Source organism: Vicinamibacteria bacterium (assembly GCA_035570235.1).
Lineage (GTDB): Bacteria > Acidobacteriota > Vicinamibacteria > Fen-336 > Fen-336 > DATMML01.
This window is the reverse complement of record DATMML010000001.1, coordinates 37,044-58,093: the sequence shown is the minus strand read 5'-3', so window position 1 is coordinate 58,093 and position 21,050 is coordinate 37,044. Positions and strand designations below refer to the sequence as shown.

The window sequence follows — 21,050 nt, the reverse complement described above, 5'->3', positions numbered from 1 at the left end:
GCCCCTGGGGCAAGGATCACCGACCTCGGTCCGCTAGCCCGGGACGGCCGAGGCACCCCGGCGGAGAGTGCCCCGGGCGCTAAGGGGTGAGGGCGGGTCTGCCGAGGCCTCTACGCAGGGATTGCCGTCACCACCGCTGTCGCGTTGTGCCAGCCATCCATGCGGCCCTTGAAGCGGGCAATCTCGCCATAGGTCAGGAAGCCGGCCACCGGCACTCCGGGGAAGGCGGCCCGCACGGCGTCGATTTCGCGGCCAAACTGCCCATCCAGGATCATGCCTCGGCACACGCAGTCGAAGAGCAACACCGCCGCGGCCTCTCCACCCGCGAGGTGTTTCCGCGCTTCCTCGGCGGCTCGGCTGGCGGCGGCCAGCATGGCGACCGGCTCGCCGTCCAGGATGCAGATAGAAGCCCCCTGCGGGATCTCGCCAGCGCAGCTGAGGGAGCCGTCCGGGCCCACCGCCAGGGGGGCCCGAGCCCGATGAAGGCGGTCGAAGAAGTAGATTCCCAGCTCATTGCCGATAAGGAAGCTCCCCGCCGACTCCGGGAGGAGCGTGACCCCCCGCTTCGCCGCGTACTCGCGGTAGATCTCGAATGCGGGCCGGCCATCGATCTGGTGCACGACGTTCTTTTCCGCTTTGGTCACCACCATCTTGCCGGTGGTGGGTCGCAGCCCGTGGTCCACACCGACCCCCCAGGGTTTCGGTGAGAAGACGTGCAGTGCGGCGGCGGCGTCCGCGGTCGCTTCGAGGCCGGCCCCCACGTGTGTGGCTCGGAAGGCCCCGTCATCCCCGGCCGCACCGCCAACGACTTGTTGAAAGCGCCGGGTCGCGCTGAGCACCGCGTCCACCAGGCCCTCGCCCGCACCGTTCAGGCCGTCGACGAGAAGCACGGTGCTGGAAGAGGCCCAGCCGCGGTCGGCCGCCTGGCGCGATGTCTCCGCGTAGCCCTGGCACAACTCGGCGGCGGCGCGCGATGGATCGGCCTTGACACTCTTGGCCGTTCGCAGGTCGAAGAGCATCTCATCGGAGACCAGGAGCAAGACCGCCAACCCGCCGCGGGTCAGGCCGCGCTCGGTGATCTCTCCCGCCGTGGTACAGCCCACGAAGGCAGCGTCAGGCGCGGCGCGTCGTGCGGAGGCAAGGGCGGTTACGAGATCATGGCGGGGCGAGGCAAAAATCACACCCAGGGTCGGTGACGAGCCACCGAGTGCGGTCGAGGCCATTTTGAGAGCCTCGGCGATGGCGCCGGCGGTGTCGGGGCGGGTTGAGACGCCTGTAGCAGCGCGAGTGGGCATGAATTCTCCTTATCCAGGGAGGGAATCTATAGCAACCGCCGTGCCAGGCCGCCCTAGAGGCGGTCCTTGACGCAACATGGCCTTCGGAGGGAAGCCGAGATCACCGCGTTTCCGAACTGCCGCCATCTGTCGCTCGGCGCCCTCCAATGGCTGTAGTCGACTCTTTCAGAAAGGCTTAGAGCAGCGACCGGGATGGGGCGGGGCCCGTTACCCGACAGCGTATATTGCGGGGTCAAGTTGCCGAGAACGAACGAGCATCGTGAAGCGAGGGTCTGGAGGCGGGCGGGCCGAGTCTCCTTACCGATAATGAAAGGGCTTACGGCTCTCGTGGGTGTTCTTTGGCCGTGCCCGCGAAATCCAGCCATTTGAACGCCCCTGTGCCACGACTTCGCTGAAAAGCGGGTCGGCGTCAGGTCCTGGAGCATATGTGAGCACTTCAACTGCCCGAAATGTGTGCGTTCCTCGGCGTGCCTACCACTCTACACGGCAGACCGGGACTTCGCTCGCTTTCCCAGTCCTCAAGTGGACGAATCCCCTCCCGAGTCGATGAGCGACCGCCCTGGCGCTGTGAGCCGCTACGTGAAGAGGTCCCAAGGGGGGCCCTACCGCATTTATAATGAGTGGGGGACGAACTCAGATCGAAAAGAGTCCCCGGACAACAAGGACTCCCTGCTTCCACGATTCAAGCAGAGCGACACCGCTGTCTCCTAGTGAATGTGCCGGGTTCTAGGAAGGATAAGGGATGAGCAACGTACGAGTCCTCGTCGGTACACGCAAGGGCGCGTTCATCCTCACGTCGGATGGCAAGCGCGAACACTGGGATGTCAGCGGGCCGCACTTCATAGGATGGGAGCTCTACCACGTCAAGGGATCTCCCGTCGATCCGAATCGGCTCTATGCGGCGCAGTCGACCAGCTGGTTCGGGCAGATGATCCAGCGCTCCAACGACGGGGGGAAGACGTGGGAGCCGGTGGGCAACAAGTTCACCTATGACGGCGTCCCCGGCACTCATCAGCACTACGATGGCACTCTCCGCCCCTGGGAGTTCAAGCGCGTCTGGCATCTCGAGCCCTCGCTCACCGACGCGGACACGGTCTACGCCGGGGTGGAGGACGCTGCGATCTTCCGCTCGACCGACGCCGGGCAGACCTGGCAAGAGCTCCCCGGTCTGCGGGGTCACGGCTCGGGACCGCGCTGGGCGCCCGGCGCGGGCGGGATGTGCCTGCACACCGTTCTTCAGGACCCGAAGGAACCCGGCCGCATCTTCATCGCCATCTCCGCCGCGGGCGTCTTCCGCACCGATGACGCCGGCAAGACGTGGCAACCCATCAACCGCGGGCTGAGGTCCCAGCATATCCCCGACCCCGAAGCCGATGTCGGCCACTGCGTTCACCGCATCGCCATGCACCCGTCGCGGCCGCACACGCTCTTCATGCAGAAGCACTGGGACGTCATGCGCAGCGACAACGCCGGCGACTCCTGGCAGGAGATCAGCGGGAACCTGCCCACCGACTTCGGGTTCGTGATCGACGTTCACGCGCACGAACCGGAGACCATCTACGTGGTCCCGATCAAGAGCGATTCGGAGCACGTTCCGCCGGACGGGAAGCTGCGCGTGTACCGCAGCCGCACGGGCGGCCACGAGTGGGAGGCGCTCACCAAGGGCCTGCCGCAAAAGGACTGCTACGTCAACGTGCTGCGCGACGCCATGGCCGTTGACTCGCTCGATTCCTGTGGCGTGTACTTTGGCACCACCGGCGGGCAGGTGTACGCATCGGCCAATGCCGGCGACAGTTGGGCGCCCATCGTCCGCGATCTTCCGGGTGTGCTCTCGGTCGAGGTCCAGACCCTCCCTGGTTAGGCCGGTGATGATCCGAGTCTTACTACCGGCACCCCTGCGAACGCTGGCCCAGGTCGGCAGCGAAGTGGCCCTCGAGGTCAAGGTCCCGGCCACGCAGCGCTCGGTCCTCGACGCCCTGGAGGCCCGCTATCCCATGCTGCGCGGCACCATCCGCGACCACGTCACCCAGCAGCGCCGACCGTTCTTGCGCTTTTTTGCGTGCGAGGAGGACCTGTCCCATGAGTCGCCGGACGCCCCCCTGCCGGACGCCGTCGTGTCGGGGGCAGAGCCCTTTGTCGTGATTGGGGCCATTGCCGGCGGCTTGGGCGAGGGTGAGTGGACTCCCTGAGCCTGCCGTGGATCGGGGTTGCTCGGCGTTGAATCGCAGCTTCGCGGCGTAGTCAACCGCGCCTTTTGGTTGGTTGGGTCGCTCTGGGCAGTTGAAGCATGGACTCCCTGAGCCCCGCCTGACACTCGTCCACCGCAGGAGTCTAGAGGAGGCGTCCATGGACAATCCTCAACCTCGATTTCTCTCTCTCGCTGCCAAGACCATGGTTTGCCACACCGTCACCTACTTGATCATGGGCGCCCTGGCCGCCTATTTTCTCGACTACGCCGCCTCCATGGCCCGCCCCGACTCTGGCATGCGGCATATGAGCGATCCCTTGGTCATGGCGGGTCCGCTCTTCCAGCCGCTGCGCGGTCTCGTCTTCGCCTTGGTCTTCTATCCCCTGCGGGATCGCCTCTTCGGCCGGAAAGATGGCTGGCTGCTCATGGCCTGGATGCTTTTCGCGCTCGGGATCCTGTCCACCTTTGGCCCCGCCGCGGGATCGATCGAGGGCCTGATTTACACTCCGGTGCCGATCGCGTCTCAGCTCCGAGGCTGGGTGGAAGTCGTGCCGCAAATCCTTCTCCTCTCGGCGCTGCTTTGCTATTGGGTCAATCACCCGGCGAAGAAATGGGTGGGCTGGCTGCTCGGAAGCCTGTTCTTCGTCGGCACGGCCCTGCTGATCCTCGGCCTGCTGACGCGGACGAGATAGAGCGACGAGGGTGGTCCCTACGGCCGGGGACCGAATCTCGGGGCCGGTCCTAGCGCTGGACGCGCGCCCCCCCGCCCTTGATCAGGCTCTCGACCTCAGAGAGCGTGGCCATCGAGGTGTCGCCGGGGGTGGTCATGGCCAAGGCCCCGTGGGCGGCCCCGTACTCCACCGCCAAGGCCAGATCACCCTTCTCCATCAGACCGTAGATGAGCCCGGAGGCAAAGCTGTCACCCCCCCCGACCCGGTCGTAGATCTCGAGGCCCCGGCGGAGGGTGGCCTCGTGGAACTGTCCGGCGCCCCAGGCCACCGCACCCCAGTCGTTGATGGAGGCGGACTTGACCGTGCGCAGGGTGGTGGCGATGACCCGGAGGTTGGGGAACTCACGAGTGACCTCGACGATCATCTTCTTGAAGTTCTCCGTCTCCAGCGAGGACAAGGCGGCGTCGGTGCCGGGAACCTCGAAGCCCAGGGAGGCGGTGAAGTCCTCCTCGTTTCCGATCATGACGTCCACGTAGCGGGCCAGCTTTCGGTTGATCTCCCGCGCCCGCTTCTGGCCGCCAAAGTTCTTCCACAGGCTGGGCCGGTAGTTGAGGTCGAAGGAGATGATCGTTCCGCGTTGCTTGGCCGCGCGCATGGCCTCCTCGATGACCTCGGGGGTGGTCTCGGAGAGGCCGGCGTAGATCCCGCCCGTGTGGAACCAGCGCGCGCCACGGCGGGCGAAGACCTCCTCCCAATCGATGTCGCCCTTGCGAAGCTGGCTGGCGGCGGTGTGGCCCCGGTCCGATACCCCCACCGCCCCCCGCACCCCAAAGCCACGCTCCGTGAAGTTCAGGCCATTGCGGACGTTTCTCCCCAGCCCGTCGTAGGGGATCCACTTGACGAAGGAGGTGTCGACGCCCCCCTGCAGGATGAAGTCCTCGAGGAGGCGACCCACGTCGTTGTCGGCGAAGGCGGTCACCACCGCCGTGCGCAGGCCGAAGCACTTGCGCAGGCCCCGCGCCACGTTGTACTCGCCTCCCCCTTCCCAGACCCGGAAACCGCGCGTGGTCCGGATCCGCATGTCGCCGGGGTCCAGGCGGAGCATGATCTCGCCCAGCGAGACTTGGTCGAATTGGCACTGGTCCTGGGGCCGGATGGTCAGAAGACTCATGGTTCCTCCCCGCGCTCAGGGGGCGGGCGCGTCATGCCGACCGGGGCCCCTTCCCCTGGCCTCACGACTTCTCCCGCACGCGGGCCGTGGCTTCCCCGGCCAGACGGGTGACCTCGGCCAGGTTGCCCGCCTCGAGGAGCTTCGCCGCCACCATCCAGCTCCCCCCCACCGCCAGCACCGTCTTGACGGCCAGGTAGTCGAGGAGCTTCTCGGGACCGATTCCGCCCGTGGGGATGAAGCGCACCATGGAGAAGGGGGCGCTCATGGCCTTCAGGGTCGGCACCCCCCCCAGGGCCTCGGCGGGAAAGAACTTCACGACCTCGATGCCGGCGTCCAACGCCATGGAGATCTCGGTGGCGGTGGCCACTCCCGGGAAGACGGGCACCGACCGCTGCTGGCATCGCTGAACCACCTTGGGATCAAACCCGGGGGTGACGATGTAGGTCGCCCCCGCGTCCAGGGCCCGGTCCACTTGGTCGGGCTTCAGGACGGTGCCGGCCCCGAGGAGGATGTCCGGGTCGCGCGCGATCTCGCGGATGGCCGCCTCCGCGGCGGCGGTGCGGAAGGTGACTTCCGCACAGGGCAGCCCCCCCGCCTTGAGGGCCTGGGCCAGGGGCCAGGCCCCCTCCGCCCGATCGATGACGACCACGGGCACGAGCCGCAGTCGCGCGAGTCTCTCTATGACGGTAGGCATGCTGTGCTGCCCTCCGGCCGCTCCCGGGAGGCCAGGGTCCGCTGGGTCAAGGCCGCTCCCCGGCCGGGGGGCTGGCCCCGCTCCCCAAGGCCCCGAGCTCGAGCCCAAAATAGGCGCGGGCGTTGAAGAAGGCGACGTCCGCAACCAGCCGTCCGAGGAGGGCCCGATCGTCGGGTATGAGCCCCAGGCGGATATCGTTGCCGAGAATGTTGCAGAGCAAGCGCCGGAAGTACTCGTGGCGAGAATAGGAGAGGAAGCTCCGCGAATCGGTGACCATCCCCACGAAGCGGGATAGGAGTCCGATGTTTGAGAGGGCGCGCAGTTGGGCCTCCATCCCGTCCTTCTGGTCCAGGAACCACCAGGCGGTGCCATATTGCATCTTGCCGGGCACCGAGCCGTCCTGGAAGCTCCCGATGATGGTGGCGAAGAGTTCGTTGTCGCGGGGGTTCAGGTTGTACAGGATCGTTCTTGCCAGCTCCTCGGTCTCGTCCAGCCGATCCAGGAAGCGCACGAGGGGACGCGCCATCTCGAAGTCGCCGATGGCGTCGAAGCCCGCGTCCGCGCCCACCTGCCGCCTCAGGCGCGTGTTGTTGTTCCGCAGCGCCCCCAGGTGGTACTGCTGCACCCAGCCCCGGGCGTGATCCATGACCGCGAAGCGGTGCAGGAGGGAGGAGCGGTAACCCAGGACCTCGTCCGCCTCCGGCACCCGCCCGCGGCGCGCCTTCTCGAAGGCGGTCTTGGCCGCGGACTCCAGCGCGGGCGCGGCCAGGAGCTGCTCGAGGCCGTGGTCGGAGGCCCGGCACCCGGCGTCGTGGAAGGCGGCGTGCCGCTTGTCGAGGGCCTGCAGGAGCTCCTCGTAGCTCGCGATCGAAACCCCGGCCGCGCCTTCCAGCCGCTTCACCCATTCGTTGAGAGCGGGCGGGTCGTCCACCCCCAAGGCCCGGTCGGGACGCCAGGTCGGGTAGACGCGGGTGTCGGGGCCCGCGCGCTGGGCCAGGGCCCGGTGGTGCTCCAGGGAGTCGGCGGGGTCGTCGGTGGTGCACACGACCGCCACCTTGAACTGCCGCAGGAGGCCCTGGGTCGTGAACTCCGGCCTCTGCAGGGAGGCGTTGCAGCGGTCGAAGATCGTGCGCGCCGTTTTCTCCGAGAGGAGCTCCTCTACCCCGAAGGGCCGCTTCAGCTCCATGTGCGTCCAGTGGTAGAGGGGGTTGCGGAGGGTGTGGGGCACGGTGCGGGCCCAGGCCTCGAACTTCTCCCAGTCCGACGCCCCCCCGCTGCAAAGCCGCTCGTTCACCCCGTCCGCCCGCATGGCCCGCCACTTGTAGTGGTCGCCCTCCAGCCAGATCTCCGTCAGCGACCGGAATTGGTGGTTTCGGGCAATCTGCTCCACGGGCAGATGGCAGTGGAAGTCGATGATGGGCAGGTCCTTCACGCCCCGGTAGAGCTCCCGCGCCGCCTCTGTCTCCAGCAGGAAGTCGTCGTCGAGGAAGCGTCCCATCGTCACCCCTCCTCCAGGGCGGGGCCGGACAGCCCGGGGGCCAGGAGATGTATCACGAGCAGGGCGAGCAGGTAGGCGGCGGCGGCCATGAGGAATACGGTCAGGTAGCTGCCGGTCCACTGGAGGACGTAGCCCACGACTTTGGCCACCAGCATGCCCCCGACGGCCCCCGCGGCGCCGCCCAGCCCCACCACCGATCCCACCGCGTGCCGGGGGAACATGTCGGAGGCGGTGGTGAAGAGGTTCGCGGACCAGCCCTGGTGGGCGGCCGCGGCTAAGCTCACGATGGCCACCGCTCCCCAGAGGGTCGTCACCCGGGAGGCGAAGGCGATGGGGGTGACACAAAGCGCGCAGAGGAACAGGGTCGTCTTCCGCGCCGTGCTCAAGCTCGCGCCCCGGGCGAGGAAGACGCCCGGAAGCCAGCCCCCCCCCACGCTGCCCACGGAGGAGAGGACGTAGATCGCGGCCAGGGGCAGCCCGCGCGCCCTCAAGTCGAGGCCGTAGGTTCGCTGCAGGAAGTCGGGGACCCAGAACAGATAGAACCACCAGAAGGGGTCGGTCATGAACTTGCCCAGGGCGAAGGCCCACGTCTGGCGGTAGGTGAGGAGCCGCCCCCAGGAGACGCTCCGCGCCGGAGGGTCGGGGGGATCGCTCCGGATAAAAGCCATCTCCGCCGGCGAGAGCCGCGGGTTCTCGTCCGGCCGGCGGTAGAGCGTGTGCCAGACCACGACCCAGAGGAAGCCCAGGGCGCCGGTGAGGATGAATGCCGCCCGCCAGCCCCAGGCCAGGACGATCCAGGGGACGAGCACGGGAGTGACGATGGCGCCCACGTTGGTGCCCGAGTTGAAGAGGCCGGTGGCCAGGGCGCGCTCACGCTTGGGGAACCATTCCGCGACGGTCTTGATGGAGGCCGGGAAGTTCCCCCCCTCCCCCAGCCCGAGGGCGAAGCGGGCCAGGCCGAAGCCGAAGGCGGAGCTGGCGAGGGCGTGGGCCATGGCCGCGAAGCTCCACCAGACGACGGAGAGGGAGTAGCCGAGGCGGGTCCCGATGCGGTCGATCAGCCTCCCCACCAGGAGGAGGCTGATGGCGTAGGCGACGGTAAAGGCCACGACGATGTTCGAGTACTCGATCTCGTCCCAGCCGAGGTCCCGTTGCAGCTCCGGCTTCAGGATCCCGATGATCTGGCGGTCGACGTAGTTGATGGTGGTGGCGAAGAAGAGGAGGGCACAGATCACCCAGCGCACGCCCCCGACGCCGGTGCTCGAGGGGGGCGCGCCTCCGCCCCCGTTGCCTTCCATGCTCTACCTCGCGTCCGCCGCCCTCTAAGCCACCCGCCAGACCTTCCCGGTGGGGAATTCATAGGCGTCGACCGACTCCGGCCTCATGGTGATGCTGTAGCCGGGCCGGGTCGGCGCCATATAGCGGGCATTCCGGATCGTGCAGGGGTCGACGAAGTGCTCGTGCAGGTGGTCGACGTACTCGCACAGGCGGTTCTCGAGGGAGCCGCTCACCGCCACGTAGTCGTAGATCGCCAGGTGTTGCACGTATTCGCAGAGCCCGACTCCCCCCGCGTGCGGGCACACCGGAACCCCGAACTTCTCGGCCAGGAGCAGCACGGCCAGCACCTCGTTCACGCCGCCCATGCGGCAGGAGTCGACCTGCAGGAAGCCGATCGCGTTGGCCTGCAGCAGCTGCTTGAAAATGACCCGGTTCTGGCACATTTCGCCCGTGGCTACGCCGATGGGCGCGATGGCCTTCGCGATGGCCGCGTGCCCGAGCACGTCGTCGGGGCTGGTCGGCTCCTCGATCCACCAGGGGTCGAAGCGGGCGAGCCTCTTCATCTGGCCCACGGCCTCCCCCACATCCCAGCACTGGTTGGCGTCCATCATGAGCTTGCGGGAGGGTCCGATCTCCTCCCGCATCAAGGCCGCCCGGCGCTCGTTGTCGGCGAGGCTCTGGCCCACCTTCATCTTGAAGGCCGTCCAGCCCTGGCCCACCGCCTCCCGGCAGAGCCTCCGCACCTTCTCGTCGGGGTAGCCGAGCCAGCCCGTGGAGGTCGTGTAAGCGGGATAGCCGTCGCGCCTCATCTCGGCTTCCCGGGCCGGCTTGCCGGCCGCCTTCCGCTGGAGGATCTCCAGGGCCTGCTCGGGGGTTAGGGCGTCCGTGATGTACGAGAAGTCGATGGCGGCCACGATCTGCTCGGGAGTCAGGTCGACGAGCAGCTTCCAGAGCGGCTTTTGGGCGCGCTTGGCCCAGAGATCCCACACCGCGTTGATCACCGCCCCCGTCGACATGTGCAGGATTCCCTTCTCGGGACCGAGCCAGCGGAGCTGCGGGTCGACGACGAGATCTCGGTAGAAGCGGCGGGGGTCGGCGGTGATGGCCTCCAGCTCGCGGCCCACCACGTGGTGCTTCAGGGCCTGCACCGCAGCCACGCAGATCTCGTTGCCGCGCCCGTTGGTGAAGGTCAGGCCGTTTCCTTCCAGCCCCTGGTCGGTCTCCAGGATGACGTAGGTGGCGGAGTAATCGCCCAGGTTGAGGGCGTCCGACCCGTCCTTCTCGCGGGAGGTGGGGAACCGCACGTCGCGTACGCGGAGGTCCTTGATCCTCACTGGTTGACCGCGCTGGCCAGGAGCCCTCCGTCCACGCACAAGACCTCGCCGTTCACGAAGCTGGCCGCCTCCGAGGCCAGGAGGACGCAGGCCCCCTGCAGCTCCTCCACCCGCCCGAACCTCCGCAGGGGCGTCCGGAGCAGGAACTCCCGCCCCCGATCGGTTCCCTCGAGGAGGCCCGCGTTGAGGGGGGTGGGGAAGACGCCGGGCGCGATGGCGTTCACGTTCACGCCCCGCGGCCCCCACTCCAGGGCCAGCGATTTGGTGAGGGCGGCCACCGCCGCCTTGCTTGCGGTATAGGCCGCGACCTCGAGGAGGGCGGCGAAGGAGGCGAGGGAGGCGATGTTGACGATCCGCCCGTAGCCTCGGTCCAGCATGTGGCGGCCGAAGACCTGGCAGGCGCGCAGGGTGCCGGTGAGGTTGGTGTCGAGGATGGCGGTCCACTCCTCCTCCGGAAGGTCGAGGGTGGGCGTGCGCTTGGTCCGACCCGCGCTGTTGACCAGAATGTCGACCTTGCCCAGGCCGGCTAGGATTCGCTCCCGAGCCGCCTCCAGCGAGGCGCGGTCGGTCACGTCCGTGGTCAAGCGCAGGGTTCGCCGGCCAAGGCCTTCGATCTCCGCCGCCGCCGCTTCCACTTGCTCGCGCCGGCGCGAGCTCGGGACCACGTCGGCCCCGGCCTCGGCCAGCCCCCGGGCCAGGGCCAGCCCGATGCCGGAGGTCCCCCCCAGCACCACCGCCACGCGGCCCGTCAGGTCGAGGGCCCGGAGCGTCATGGGCGCGCGTTCCCCCTCTGCTTTCGAAGTGATGGTCGCATCGGATTATTTGAGACGACTAGCTATCATCCCTCCCGGGGTTGGTCAAGCAAGCTCGCGGCCACCCCGCTCAGGGCAGGCTCACCACCTCCCCCCGGGCCGCACGGTAGAGCGCCTCCACCACGGCCAGGCTCCGCCGCCCCTCGCGCCCGCTGCACCGGGGTTCGCCCCCCTCGCGTATCGCGCGGAGAAAGTCCTCGAGGGCGGCCCGGTGGCCGCGCACGTCTCCCACCAAGGGTGAGCTCGCGCTCTCGTCCCTGCTCCTTTCGCCGCTGCTCAGAAGCCCCGGCCAGGGCCTCCGCAGGTCGACCCGGAGCAGCCGGTCCTGCTCGATCACCACCGTCCCTTCCGACCCCGTCAGCTCGAGCGCGCGGGGGTAGCCCGGGAAGGCGGCGGTGGTGGCCTCGAGGGTGGCCAGGGCTCCGCCCTCGAATTCCAGGGTGGCGACGAGGGTGTCCTCCACCTCGATGCGATGCAGGGCCGTGGCCGCCCGCGCCCACACCCGGCTCACGTCCCCCAGCAGCCAGAGGAGCAGATCAAGGGTGTGGATGCCTTGGCTCAAGAGGGCCCCTCCACCCTCCAGGGCGAGAAGGCCGCGCCAGCGCGAGTGAGAGTAGTACTCGGGCGGCCTCCACCACTTGACCCGCGCCGAGGCCAGGAAGGGTCGCCCCAGGGCGCCGTCGTCGACCGCTCGCTTGAGGCGCTCGAGGTCCGGCGCGAAACGACCCTGGAAGAAGACCCCGAGCTTGACGCCCGCGTCCTCGCAAGCGGCGATGAGCTCGTCCGCCCGGTGGAGGGTCACGTCGATGGGCTTCTCGACCAGCACGTGCAGCCCCTGCCGGGCGGCGGCGATCCCCTGCTCGGCGTGCCGGCCGGGTGGGCTCCCGATGAGGACCAGGTCCAAGGGACGATGTCGGAGCAGCTCCGCGGTCCCCTCATAGGCGGCCGCGTGGTAGCGGTCGGCCAGCTCCTGGACCTTGGCCGGGTTCTCCCCCGCCACGGCGGCGATCTCGACCCCCTCGATCTCGTGGGCGGCGCGAGCGTGCGCCTCGCTGATGCCGCCCCCGCCCAGGATGCCGACGCAGATGGGCATGGTGAACCCTAGAGGCTCCCGGAGGGAGCCAGAGACGCCCCTATCATCGCCTTTCCTCCGTGGCATTGAGGCGCGCCGCTGGGCGCAGCGCGGCCTCTTCCGCGAGCAGCCCCCGAACGATGGGGAGCAGCGGCCCGCGCTGGTCGTCGCGGAGCGCGGACACGAAGGGCGGTATCGGCCCCGTCCTCGCCACCCCCGCCAGCTCCAGGGCGGCGTGGAGGACGCGGGCCGGACCCCAGGCGTCGCGCCGGTCCTCCAGGGGCAGGAAGGCGGCCCGGATCTTCTCCGCCCGCGCGAAATCGCCCAGGGCGCAGGCATGGAAGAGCTCGCCGCTCAAGCCGGGCGCGAGGCAACCGGAGCCGGTGGTGAAACCGGGGAGGCCGAAGGTCCGCATGTGCGTCGGGGCCGGACGCTCACCGATGCCGCTGATCACGAGGCGCTTGTCCACGCGCGCGAGCAACCGCTCGAGATAGGAGTCCTGCCCCGGGGAAGGACGCACGATCGCGTACTTGATGGCCACGCAGATCTTTGCCTCCACCAGGCGGGCCACGGCGTCCAGGCCGGCCTCGAGGTCGCTCCCAAAGTTGGCCTCCTCTTTAAGGTAGAGGATGAGGGGGAGGCCGGCGGCCTCCGCCACCTCCCGCAGCCCCGCCTCCAGGCCGAGGGCGTCGCGGGGATCGCCGCAGGGCAGGGCCAAGGCACAGGGAAAGCGGTGGCGGCCCAGGAGAGCCGCCTGGTCCCGGGCCCGCCCGTAGGAGGGGCCCAGGCTGGGGATCGCCCAGCAGCCATCGGGAAAGGCGGCCAGCCAGTCCAAGAGCTCCTCGTACTCGGCAAGGCTCAGGTGGTAGAGGAAGGCGTTGCCCCCGTACAGGAACCGGGTGATCCCGCCCGCGATCATGTGGTGCAGAAGCCGGTCGTTCTCGGGGAAATCGAGCGGGCGCGAGGGGGCTTGCTTGCGGGCGAGGGGGGGCACCGCCATCACGCCCTTTAGGTCCTCTGCGGCAACAGCCGTCGTCTTCATCGCGACCCCCTTAGAGCACCGGCTGCCACTTCCGGAGCAGGGCCGCAACCTCCGCCTGGTCCTCGGGGGTCAGGGCGGGAAGGGGGGGGCGCACCGGACCCGCCGCCAGGCCCAGCCCGTTCATCATCTCCTTCATGACCGAGACCTCGTACCCCCGCCGCCGGCTTCGAAGGGCATAGAGGGGCACCACGTAGAGCTCCATGAGGCGGCTCAGGGTCGCGGCGTCACCCCCGGAGGCGGCCTCGTGGAGCTGGAGGGAGAGGCGGGGCGCGACGTTGGCGATGCTCGAGGTGTAGGTTCGGATGCCGATGCTGTAGTAGCCGGGCACGCAGTCGTCGCCCGCGCCCCCGATCCAGTGGAGCCGGTCGCCTAGGCGGGCCATGATCTGCTGGCAGCGCCGGATGTCGCCCTGCCCCTCCTTCCAGGCGGCGAGGGTGGGAACGCGGGCGGCCAGCCGCTCCACCCATTCCGGCCCCGGGTTGACCCAGTCGCGGCTGTAGACGAGGAGCGGGTGGGGGGTGGCTCGGCCGATGGCCTCGTAGTACTTGAGGAGCCCCTGCTCGTCCGCGTTCGGGTAGTAGGGGGGCAGGGCCAGGATGGCCTCCGCCCCCGCGCGCGCGGACGCCTCCGCCATCTCCACCGCGAGGGCGTGGCCGAATCCCACCCCCGCGATGACGGGCACCCTCCCGCGGGTCTCCTCCACCATGGCCGCCACCACCTGGGAGTGCTCGACGGGAGTGAGCGAATAGAGCTCGCCCGTGCCCCCCGCCGCCACCACCGCGCGCACGGGGTGCTCCACGAGGGCCCGGAGGTTGCGGCGCAGGCCGGCAAGGTCGAGCGAGAGGTCCTCGCGGAAGGGCGTGACCGGGAAGGCGATCACCCCCACGAGCTTCGACCGGAACGGGCCGGGGTCCGGGGCGCTTAGCTCCTTCAATGGATCTCCGGCTCGGGCACGGGCGCCGTCCCCTCGAGGAAGTCGAAGTCACATCCCCGGTTCGCTTGGGTGACGTGGCGGGCGTACAGGGCGCCGAAGCCTCGGGGGTAGGGGAAATCGCGGGGCCTCCACTCCGCCCGCCGACGGGCGAGCTCCTCCTCCGGCACCTTCAGGGTGAGCTGCCGGGCGGGAACGTCGAGCTCGATGACGTCTCCCTCCCGGACCAGGGCCAGGGGGCCTCCCACGAAGGACTCCGGGGCCACGTGGAGGACGCAGGCACCGTAGCTGGTTCCGCTCATCCGCGCGTCGGAGATCCGGACCATGTCGCGCACGCCCTGCTCCAAGAGCTTCTTGGGGAGGGGCAGCATCCCCCACTCTGGCATCCCCGGCCCTCCCAGGGGGCCGGCGTTCTGCAGGACGAGAACCGAGTCCGCGGTGACGGCAAGGCCGGGGTCGTCGATGCGGGCCACGAGGTCGTTGTAGTCGCGGAAGACAACCGCCTTCCCCGCGTGCCGGAGGAGGCGCCTCTCCATGGCGGTGTGCTTGATCACCGCCCCGTCGGGGGCGAGGTTACCCCTGAGGACGGCGAGTCCACCTTCGGGCCCCAGGGGCTGCTCCCGGGGGGCGATCACGTTCTGGTTGAAGACCTGCGCTCCTTCCAGGTTCTCGCCCAAGGTGCGGGAGTTGGCGGTCATGGCCCCGAGGTCGAGGAGATCCCCCATCGAGGCCATGAGGCCGCGCAGGCCCCCCGCGTAGTAGAAGTCCTCCATCAAGTACTCGCCCGAGGGCCGGATGTTGGCGAGGAAGGGCGTGCGCCGCGAGAGGGCGTCGAAGCGGTCGAGGCCGAGCCCCACCCCCGCCCGACCCGCCATCGCGACCAGGTGAACGATGGCGTTGGTCGACCCCCCAAGGGCCATCACCACTCTGATGGCGTTGTCGAAGGCGGGCGGGGTGAGGATGTCCCGGGGCTTCAGGTCCGCGAACACCATCTCCACGATCCTCCGTCCGCTGGCGGAGGCCAGCCGGGGGTGGCCGGAGTCGGCGGCGGGGATCGAAGAAGCGCCGGGCAGGGTCATGCCCAGGGCCTCCGCCGCCGCCGCCATGGTGGAGGCCGTCCCCATGGTCATGCAGGTCCCGAAGGAGCGGGCGATCCCTTCCTCCATCTCCCGCCAGGCGCACTCGTCGAGGTTGCCGGCGCGCTTCTCCGTCCAGTACTTCCAGAGGTCGGTCCCGCTTCCGAGGACGCCGCCGCGCCAGTTCCCGCGCAGCATGGGCCCGGCGGGAAGAAAGAGGGCGGGCAGGTTCATGCTGGTGGCGCCCATGAGCAGGCCGGGGACGGTCTTGTCGCAGCCGCCCAGGAGCACGACCCCGTCGACGGGGTTCGCGCGGAGCACCTCCTCCGCCTCCATGGCCAGGAGGTTCCGGTAGAGCATGGGGGAGGGCTTCATGAAGGTCTCTCCCACGGAGAGCACCGGCATCTCCAGGGGGAAGCCGCCCGCCTGCCAGACGCCGCGCTTCACCTCCTCCGCCCGCATGCGGAAGTGGGCATGGCAGGGATTCGCGTCGCTCCACGTGTTGAGGATCGCGATCACGGGCTTGCCCAGGAAGTCCTCCCCCGCAAACCCTTCCTGCTTGGCGCGGGAACGGTGGCCGAAGGAGCGCATGTCGCCCCGGCCGAACCAGCGTTGGCTCCGCAGGTCGGCCACGGCCTTCTTGGGCCCGTTCACGGGCGGACCATCGCTTCCTCCCCCGCCGCAGGCGCGCCGTCCTTGGGGGCAGACGCGGCGACGGGCCGCGGCAGGAGCGCCACCGCCAGCGCACCCAGGGCGGCCAGCCCTACCAGGAGGAGGAAGCCGCTCGCGTAGCTGCCCGCGCGGTCGCGGATCCCGGCCACGAGGACGGGGACCACGGCCTCCGCCACCCCGTCCGCGGTGAGGATGACCCCCATGAGCCGCCCCAGGACCCTCACTCCGAATAGCTCCGCCGCCATCAGGGGGATGATCATATAGTCGCCGCCCAGGCCGATGCCAAAGAGGAGGGCCGCCGCGAGGAGGGCCGGCGGCGAGGCCGCGAAGGCGAGGAGGGGGATGGTGGCGGCCACGATGGCGTAGATGAGCAGCATCACGCGCTTCTTGGCCCAGACGTCGGCCAGCCAGCCCATCAGGAGGCGGCCGGCGATGCTCCCGGCGAGGATGACGGAGAGCAGGGCGGCCACTCGACCCTGGGCGAGCCCGCGGTCGAGGCTCAGGTAGAGCTTGAGGTTCTGCATGGTCCCCCCCACGGCGCCGATCGAGCACATGCTGCCGAGGGCCAGGAGGTAGAAGGCCGGCCGGCGCAGGATGACCCCCAAGGAGACGATTACGACCGCGGGGCCCCCCGCAGCTGGGTCTCCCAAAGGCTCGCGAACGAAGAAGGCGGCGGGGAGAGCGATCACGAGCATCAGGAGGCCCAGGGTTCCCATCGCCCCCCGCCAACCCAAGGACTCGGTAAGGGCGTGGGCGACGAGGGGGACCAGGGCACCGCCCAGACCGATCCCCAGGTAGGCGACGCCCATGGCCTTGCCGCGGCCGGCCTCGAACCAGCGCGAGAGCAGTACCTGGTTGGGGAGCGGTCCGCCGCAGACATAGCCCAGGGCGTTCAAGAAGTAGAAGCCGTAGAAGGCTCCCAGGCTCGTGACGCCGGAGAGGCCCACGAGCGCACCCCCCGCCATCAAGATCCCCACCATCATCACCCGGCGGGGCCCGACGGCATCGATGATCGCGCCGGCTAGGAAGCCGAAGAGCGGCCCCACCAGCAGCTTGCTGAGACCGTTGCCCCACGTCACCTGCGCGCGGGTCCAGCCTAGATCGCGGACCAGGAAATCGTAGAAGAAGGGGAGGCCATAAAGGGCGCAGCCCACGACCGAGAAAAGGGCCAAAAACGCGGTCGCCACCGCCAGCAGCCGGAAGCGGCGCTGGTCGTCCGCGGGCTGGCTCAGACTCGTAGGGCCTCCTTGGCGCGGCGGAGCCGCTCGGCGTCCGGGTGGTCCACATAGAAGGGATCGAGCGGATAGCAACCGGAGACGAGGCCATTGCGGGGGCCGCTGGTGCAATCGCTGAAGGTCCGGCAGAGCTTCTTGCGCCGAAGCGGCACCCCCGCCAGCACGTCGGCGGGCAGCTCCGGGTAGGACAGGACCAGCCGGCCCAGGCCCACGAAATCGGCCCCCCCCGTGCGGATGGTGTGCTGGGCCACGTGGGGGAGCCACTCCTGCAGGTAGCTGTAGGCCGATCCGACCACGGCCAGACCCGGGAACTCCGCCTTGAGGAGGGCGGTGGCCTGGATCTGCCGGGCCACGCCCCGCAGGGGATCCTCGGGGGGCTCATAGCCGTCGCTGGGGGGAAAGAACGCGGGGCGCTGGACGTGGGGGTTGTAATAGGGGCTCCCCGCCGTCGCGCAGATCCAGCGGACGCCCAGGGTTTCCAGGAGGCGAAGCAAGGTGCGAGCCTCCTCGAGGGCCTCCGGGAGCCGCTCGTCCTCCAAGAGGCCGAAGGCCCAACGGTAGCCCGCGGGATCCGCCTCCGGATGTCCCAACCCGTCGCCGCCCTTTCGAAAGGGGACGGTGTCGAAGATCGAGACCCGCACCCCCACCCCCAGCCCCGGGGCCTCCGCCCGGATGCCCGCCACCACCTCACGAAGGAAGCGGGTCCGGTTCTTAAAGGAGCCCCCGTAGGGGCCCGGCCGGTCCCGCGCCGAGAGCAGCTCGTGGCCGAGGTAGCCATGACAGTGCTTGATGTCCACGAAAGCAAAGCCGATGGAGCGGGCCAGGCGCGCGGCCCGCACGAAGTCGCCGGTAAGACGGTCGAGCTCGTCGTCACCGAGCATGCGGATCTCACCGGGGAAGCGCCGGTCGAGCCAGGGGTGCGCATAGGCGGTGCGGGGTTCCGGGCGGTCGGTGGCAAAGGGCCGCGCGAAGCGCCCGGAGTGGGTGAGCTGGAGCCCGACATGGAGGTCGGTCTCCGCGCCCGGCCCGAACTTTTCCAGATGGGCCCGAACCAGCGTTTCCCGGAGCCGGGCGAGGCCGGGCAGCGTCCTCTCCGTGATCAGGAGCTGGTTGGGGTTGGCCCGGCCGTCGAAGCGCACGGCCACCGCCTCCCCGCCCCAGATCAGCTTGGCCCCGCTCACCCCGAAGTTGTGCCAGCGGCGTCCGGTCAACTCGCTGGGCTCGCCTTCCCGGGTTCCGTCCCACCCCTCCATGGGCAGTATGCAGAAGCGATTGCCGACCCGTACGCCCCCGAGCTCGAAGGGGCGGGCCAGGGGCGAGGAGGCGCCGGGCGCCAGCGCCTCGTCGAACTTCAGGAGGATGCCGCTCCGCTCAAGATGCGAGCGAAAGGCGTCCGCGGTCTTGAGCGAGGCCACGCGCGGCCAGTTCAAAGCCCGCTCCTTTCCGTGCCCGAGCCGGGCCGCGGGGGGCGGAGGGGGCCCTGTGCGGGGTCGGCCCCGGAAGGCCCCGCGGGAGACTCGTCATTGCGCGCCTTCCTGCAAGTACTCTGCGTAGGCGAGGAGCGCCCCCTGATTGTGCTGCTTCACCGTCCGCTCCAGAGCCACCAGGTCCTTGGCCTTCATGGCCCGAAGCAGGACGCGGTGCTCCTCCTGGGCCTGCTCGATCCGGCGGACGAGCACCCCGCTGAAGTAGAACCGGCGCACTCGGTCCCAGTGGTCCAGCACCCGCTCCGTCATCTCCTGGAGCATCGGCATCGCGCTCAGGCGGCTGATGGCGAGATGGAAGCGGGAGTTCAGGTCCGCCCACTCCTCGTTGCGACCCGTTTGCAATGCCTCGTCCATGGCGACCGTGATCCCCTCCAGGGTCGCGGCATCCGCGCTCGTGAGGCGAAGGGTGGCGCTGCGGGTGGCCACGATCTCAAGGCCTTCGAGGACGGCGAAGACCTCGTCGATAGATTCCCGGGAGATCAGGCTCACGGTGGCCCCCACGTGGGGGACGCTCGTGACCAGGCCCTCGGACTGGAGGAGGTGGAGGGCCTCCCGGACGGGGATCGCGCTGACCTCGAGCTGTCGGGCCAGCTCGTCGATGACCAGGCGCTGGCCGGGGCGGAGGTCGCAGCGCATGATGGCGCTGCGGAGGGTCTGGTAGACGAGCTCTTGCTTTGTGCGGTAGCGCACCGTGCCGGGTAGAGACAGAGGCGTTCCCGCGGTCATGCCAGAAGGACCCGCGCTTTCTTCTCGATGGCCTCATGTGCGGCCAGACACGCGCGCGCCGAGCCCAGGGCCTTGTCGGGGCCGCAGCGCAAGGGCCGGCCCACGCGAATGGCCGCACAGAACTCGGAAATCTCCAACCGATAGGAGAGCCGCCGGTCGGTCCGGTCCGTGGCCATGACCCCCCGCTTCCCCGCCGCGTCGGGGGCCCGGGTCTCCGAGGCCTCGAGGGCGGGTCCCGAGCCTTTGGGGGTGACCTCGAGTCCGGTCGCTCTCTTGTCCCCCTCCTCGAACAGGTAGACCTCGGTCTCCGCCCGGAGGATGAGCGTGGCCTTGGTCCCCATGAACATCTCGTAGTAGTCGTCGTAGGCATTCGACTCGATCGTCGAGAAGACGGCCGTGCGTCCCTGCGGGTACTCGAAGGTGGCGAAGAGGTGGTCTTCCACCTCCCGCCCGTCCTTGAACCGGTAGACACCTCCCGTCGCCATCACCGCCTCCGGCACCCCCCCGAAGAACCAGTTGGCGGTGTTCAGCTGGTGGCTGCCGAGCTCCGCCAGCAACCCCTTCGAATAGCGCCAGTAAAGCCGCCAGTTCAGGAGCTTCTCGAAGGTGGGATAGCCCCAGCGGGAGGGATCGTAGCCGGGAGCGGGCGGCTCCTCCTGGCGCCGCCAGTTGCCGTTGCGGTGCCAGACGAGGCGGGCCACGTAGACATCCCCCAGCAGGCCGGGCTTGATGATGCCTTCGTAGGCGGCCTGGTAGACCGGGTTGTAGAAGCGCTGATAGCCGATCTCGAGGATCCGGCCGCTCTTCCGCGCCGCCTCCTGCATGCGCCGGCAGCCGTCCAGGTCCCAGGCCATCATCTTCTCGCAGAGAACGTGCTTGCCCGCCTCCAGGCAACCCGAGGCCATCTCGGCATGAAGCCAGAGAGGGGGGGCCATGACCACCGCCTCCAGGTCCTCTTTCTGGAGCATCTCCCGCCAGTCTTCGTAGTGGCGAGCCTGCGGCTTGCCCGCCTTGGCCAGAATCTCGTCCGCCCGGGCCAGGTGCGCGGGGTTGATGTCGCAGAGCGCCCGCACCTCGCCGAAGGCGGGATCCGCCGCCTGCAGGAGGGTGCGGCCCTGGGCGCCCAAGCCCACGAAACCCAGCCGGACGGGGCCCCCGCGTACGGGCCCCTTGAGGGCGGCGGCCGCTCCCAGCGCGACGAGGGCGGGCGTCCCCGCCAGCGCCCTCAGAAAGTTGCGCCGCCCCAGCTCCTGTTGTTCCGGGGTCAAGTTCATGTAGCCGTTCCCTCCGCTTGCCCCCGGGGACGCGCTCGGCCCTCCCAGAGCAGATCCAGGCCCGCGATGCGCTGGGTCCCGAAGGCCATGAGCACGAACACCGCTGCGCCCTCCACCAGGTTCTTGTTAACGAGAAGATAGGCCCCCTCCGTCCCCGCCTGGGGCACGCCCGCGGTCGGGATGGCGGAGACATAGAAGAGCCCCAGCAGGAGCAGCGCCCCCACGCAGCCCGCCCTCGTAAAGACACCGAGCAGGAGCGACAGCCCGACCGCCAGCAGGGCCAGGGGTAGGATGCGGTCTACGGCGGGAAGCAGCCTCGAGCTCGCGAGGCCGTGCAAGAGACCGGCCAGGGGGCCGGTGGCCGCGTGCAGATAGGCTGCGGAGCTCCAGCGCGCGAGGGGCACGCCGTCGCGGCCCCAGGCCGGCCAGGAGAGCTTGAACAGGCCCTCGTAGAAGAAGTGCCACCCCACCAGGGTGCGCAGCAGCACGAGGGCGAGCTGTTGAGGGCCGGTCACGGGGCTCCTTCGGGCCGGGGGTCGGTCAGGGTTGATCAATGGGCCCCCGTCCCAGTACTCCCCTCGTCGGGAGTGTTGC

General features: G+C 69.3%; 19 protein-coding genes. 3 read left to right on the top strand and 16 right to left on the bottom strand.

The features are described 5' to 3' along the window. Positions 1-110: 110 nt before the first annotated feature. Complete coding sequence (locus VN461_00240; GenBank protein HXB53183.1) at positions 111-1,295, bottom strand: FIST N-terminal domain-containing protein; 1,185 nt, start codon at positions 1,293-1,295, stop codon at positions 111-113. A gap of 742 nt (positions 1,296-2,037) precedes the next feature. On the opposite strand from VN461_00240, the gene VN461_00235 reads away from it, so the two are divergent. The 3 genes from VN461_00235 (at position 2,038) to VN461_00225 (ending at position 4,175) form a co-directional block, all read left to right on the top strand. Beyond that, on the top strand, positions 2,038-3,156 hold the full coding sequence (locus tag VN461_00235) for a sialidase family protein (GenBank protein HXB53182.1): 1,119 nt from the start codon (positions 2,038-2,040) through the stop codon (positions 3,154-3,156). 7 nt (positions 3,157-3,163) lie between these two features. Next, positions 3,164-3,484 carry a MoaD/ThiS family protein gene (locus VN461_00230; GenBank protein ID HXB53181.1) on the top strand — a complete coding sequence of 107 codons (321 nt, stop codon included), beginning with the start codon at positions 3,164-3,166 and terminating at the stop codon, positions 3,482-3,484. Positions 3,485-3,641: 157 nt separating this feature from the next. Next, positions 3,642-4,175 (top strand): hypothetical protein, encoded by a 534-nt coding sequence (locus VN461_00225; GenBank protein HXB53180.1) that lies wholly within the window; start codon positions 3,642-3,644, stop codon positions 4,173-4,175. Between the two features lie 49 nt (positions 4,176-4,224). Here the strand turns inward: VN461_00225 and VN461_00220 are convergent, their stop codons facing one another. The 15 genes from VN461_00220 to VN461_00150 all read right to left on the bottom strand — a co-directional run bounded on the left by VN461_00220 (position 4,225) and on the right by VN461_00150 (position 20,971). Then, positions 4,225-5,325 carry a sugar kinase gene (locus tag VN461_00220; GenBank protein HXB53179.1) on the bottom strand — a complete coding sequence of 367 codons (1,101 nt, stop codon included), beginning with the start codon at positions 5,323-5,325 and terminating at the stop codon, positions 4,225-4,227. Between the two features lie 61 nt (positions 5,326-5,386). Beyond that, positions 5,387-6,019, bottom strand: a complete 633-nt coding sequence (gene eda / locus VN461_00215; GenBank protein HXB53178.1) for a bifunctional 4-hydroxy-2-oxoglutarate aldolase/2-dehydro-3-deoxy-phosphogluconate aldolase — start codon at positions 6,017-6,019, stop codon at positions 5,387-5,389. A gap of 46 nt (positions 6,020-6,065) precedes the next feature. Continuing rightward, positions 6,066-7,517, bottom strand: coding sequence for a glucuronate isomerase (gene uxaC / locus VN461_00210; GenBank protein ID HXB53177.1), 1,452 nt, complete (start codon positions 7,515-7,517; stop codon positions 6,066-6,068). A gap of 2 nt (positions 7,518-7,519) precedes the next feature. Further along, positions 7,520-8,815, bottom strand: a complete 1,296-nt coding sequence (locus VN461_00205; protein HXB53176.1) for an MFS transporter — start codon at positions 8,813-8,815, stop codon at positions 7,520-7,522. 24 nt (positions 8,816-8,839) lie between these two features. Further along, the gene (locus VN461_00200) at positions 8,840-10,129 is read right to left on the bottom strand and encodes an L-fuconate dehydratase (protein HXB53175.1); all 1,290 of its coding nucleotides are present in this window, start codon (positions 10,127-10,129) and stop codon (positions 8,840-8,842) included. Next, positions 10,126-10,902, bottom strand: a complete 777-nt coding sequence (locus VN461_00195; GenBank protein HXB53174.1) for an SDR family oxidoreductase — start codon at positions 10,900-10,902, stop codon at positions 10,126-10,128. Before VN461_00195 ends, VN461_00200 begins: the two co-directional genes overlap by 4 nt. 109 nt (positions 10,903-11,011) lie before the next feature. Beyond that, entirely contained in the window at positions 11,012-12,034 is a 1,023-nt protein-coding gene (locus VN461_00190; GenBank protein ID HXB53173.1) for a Gfo/Idh/MocA family oxidoreductase, read from the bottom strand. A 43-nt stretch (positions 12,035-12,077) separates the two neighbouring features. Beyond that, positions 12,078-13,055 carry a dihydrodipicolinate synthase family protein gene (locus VN461_00185; GenBank protein HXB53172.1) on the bottom strand — a complete coding sequence of 326 codons (978 nt, stop codon included), beginning with the start codon at positions 13,053-13,055 and terminating at the stop codon, positions 12,078-12,080. Positions 13,056-13,065: 10 nt separating this feature from the next. Next, positions 13,066-13,989, bottom strand: coding sequence for a dihydrodipicolinate synthase family protein (locus VN461_00180; GenBank protein HXB53171.1), 924 nt, complete (start codon positions 13,987-13,989; stop codon positions 13,066-13,068). Beyond that, positions 13,986-15,716, bottom strand: a complete 1,731-nt coding sequence (gene araD / locus VN461_00175) for an L-arabinonate dehydratase (GenBank protein HXB53170.1) — start codon at positions 15,714-15,716, stop codon at positions 13,986-13,988. The genes VN461_00180 and araD overlap by 4 nt, the downstream gene beginning before the upstream one ends. Further along, complete coding sequence (locus VN461_00170; GenBank protein HXB53169.1) at positions 15,713-16,921, bottom strand: MFS transporter; 1,209 nt, start codon at positions 16,919-16,921, stop codon at positions 15,713-15,715. Before VN461_00170 ends, araD begins: the two co-directional genes overlap by 4 nt. A gap of 41 nt (positions 16,922-16,962) precedes the next feature. Beyond that, entirely contained in the window at positions 16,963-18,399 is a 1,437-nt protein-coding gene (locus VN461_00165; protein HXB53168.1) for an NADH:flavin oxidoreductase, read from the bottom strand. Positions 18,400-18,489: 90 nt separating this feature from the next. Further along, positions 18,490-19,182 (bottom strand): GntR family transcriptional regulator, encoded by a 693-nt coding sequence (locus tag VN461_00160; GenBank protein HXB53167.1) that lies wholly within the window; start codon positions 19,180-19,182, stop codon positions 18,490-18,492. Then, positions 19,179-20,456, bottom strand: a complete 1,278-nt coding sequence (locus VN461_00155; GenBank protein ID HXB53166.1) for a Gfo/Idh/MocA family oxidoreductase — start codon at positions 20,454-20,456, stop codon at positions 19,179-19,181. The genes VN461_00160 and VN461_00155 overlap by 4 nt, the downstream gene beginning before the upstream one ends. Continuing rightward, positions 20,453-20,971, bottom strand: a complete 519-nt coding sequence (locus tag VN461_00150; protein ID HXB53165.1) for a DoxX subfamily — start codon at positions 20,969-20,971, stop codon at positions 20,453-20,455. The genes VN461_00155 and VN461_00150 overlap by 4 nt, the downstream gene beginning before the upstream one ends. Positions 20,972-21,050: the final 79 nt, after the last annotated feature.

Excerpts from the sequence above, each read along its gene's own strand:
- uxaC (HXB53177.1), bottom strand. The coding sequence starts at position 7,517 with ATGGGACGCTTCCTCGACGACGACTTCCTGCTGGAGACAGAGGCGGCG.
- VN461_00230 (HXB53181.1), top strand. The coding sequence starts at position 3,164 with ATGATCCGAGTCTTACTACCGGCACCCCTGCGAACGCTGGCCCAGGTC.
- VN461_00225 (HXB53180.1), top strand. The coding sequence starts at position 3,642 with ATGGACAATCCTCAACCTCGATTTCTCTCTCTCGCTGCCAAGACCATG.
- VN461_00240 (HXB53183.1), bottom strand. The coding sequence starts at position 1,295 with ATGCCCACTCGCGCTGCTACAGGCGTCTCAACCCGCCCCGACACCGCC.
- VN461_00160 (HXB53167.1), bottom strand. The coding sequence starts at position 19,182 with ATGACCGCGGGAACGCCTCTGTCTCTACCCGGCACGGTGCGCTACCGC.
- eda (HXB53178.1), bottom strand. The coding sequence starts at position 6,019 with ATGCCTACCGTCATAGAGAGACTCGCGCGACTGCGGCTCGTGCCCGTG.
- VN461_00195 (HXB53174.1), bottom strand. The coding sequence starts at position 10,902 with ATGACGCTCCGGGCCCTCGACCTGACGGGCCGCGTGGCGGTGGTGCTG.
- VN461_00190 (HXB53173.1), bottom strand. The coding sequence starts at position 12,034 with ATGCCCATCTGCGTCGGCATCCTGGGCGGGGGCGGCATCAGCGAGGCG.
- VN461_00220 (HXB53179.1), bottom strand. The coding sequence starts at position 5,325 with ATGAGTCTTCTGACCATCCGGCCCCAGGACCAGTGCCAATTCGACCAA.
- VN461_00205 (HXB53176.1), bottom strand. The coding sequence starts at position 8,815 with ATGGAAGGCAACGGGGGCGGAGGCGCGCCCCCCTCGAGCACCGGCGTC.
- VN461_00155 (HXB53166.1), bottom strand. The coding sequence starts at position 20,456 with ATGAACTTGACCCCGGAACAACAGGAGCTGGGGCGGCGCAACTTTCTG.
- VN461_00235 (HXB53182.1), top strand. The coding sequence starts at position 2,038 with ATGAGCAACGTACGAGTCCTCGTCGGTACACGCAAGGGCGCGTTCATC.
- VN461_00185 (HXB53172.1), bottom strand. The coding sequence starts at position 13,055 with ATGAAGACGACGGCTGTTGCCGCAGAGGACCTAAAGGGCGTGATGGCG.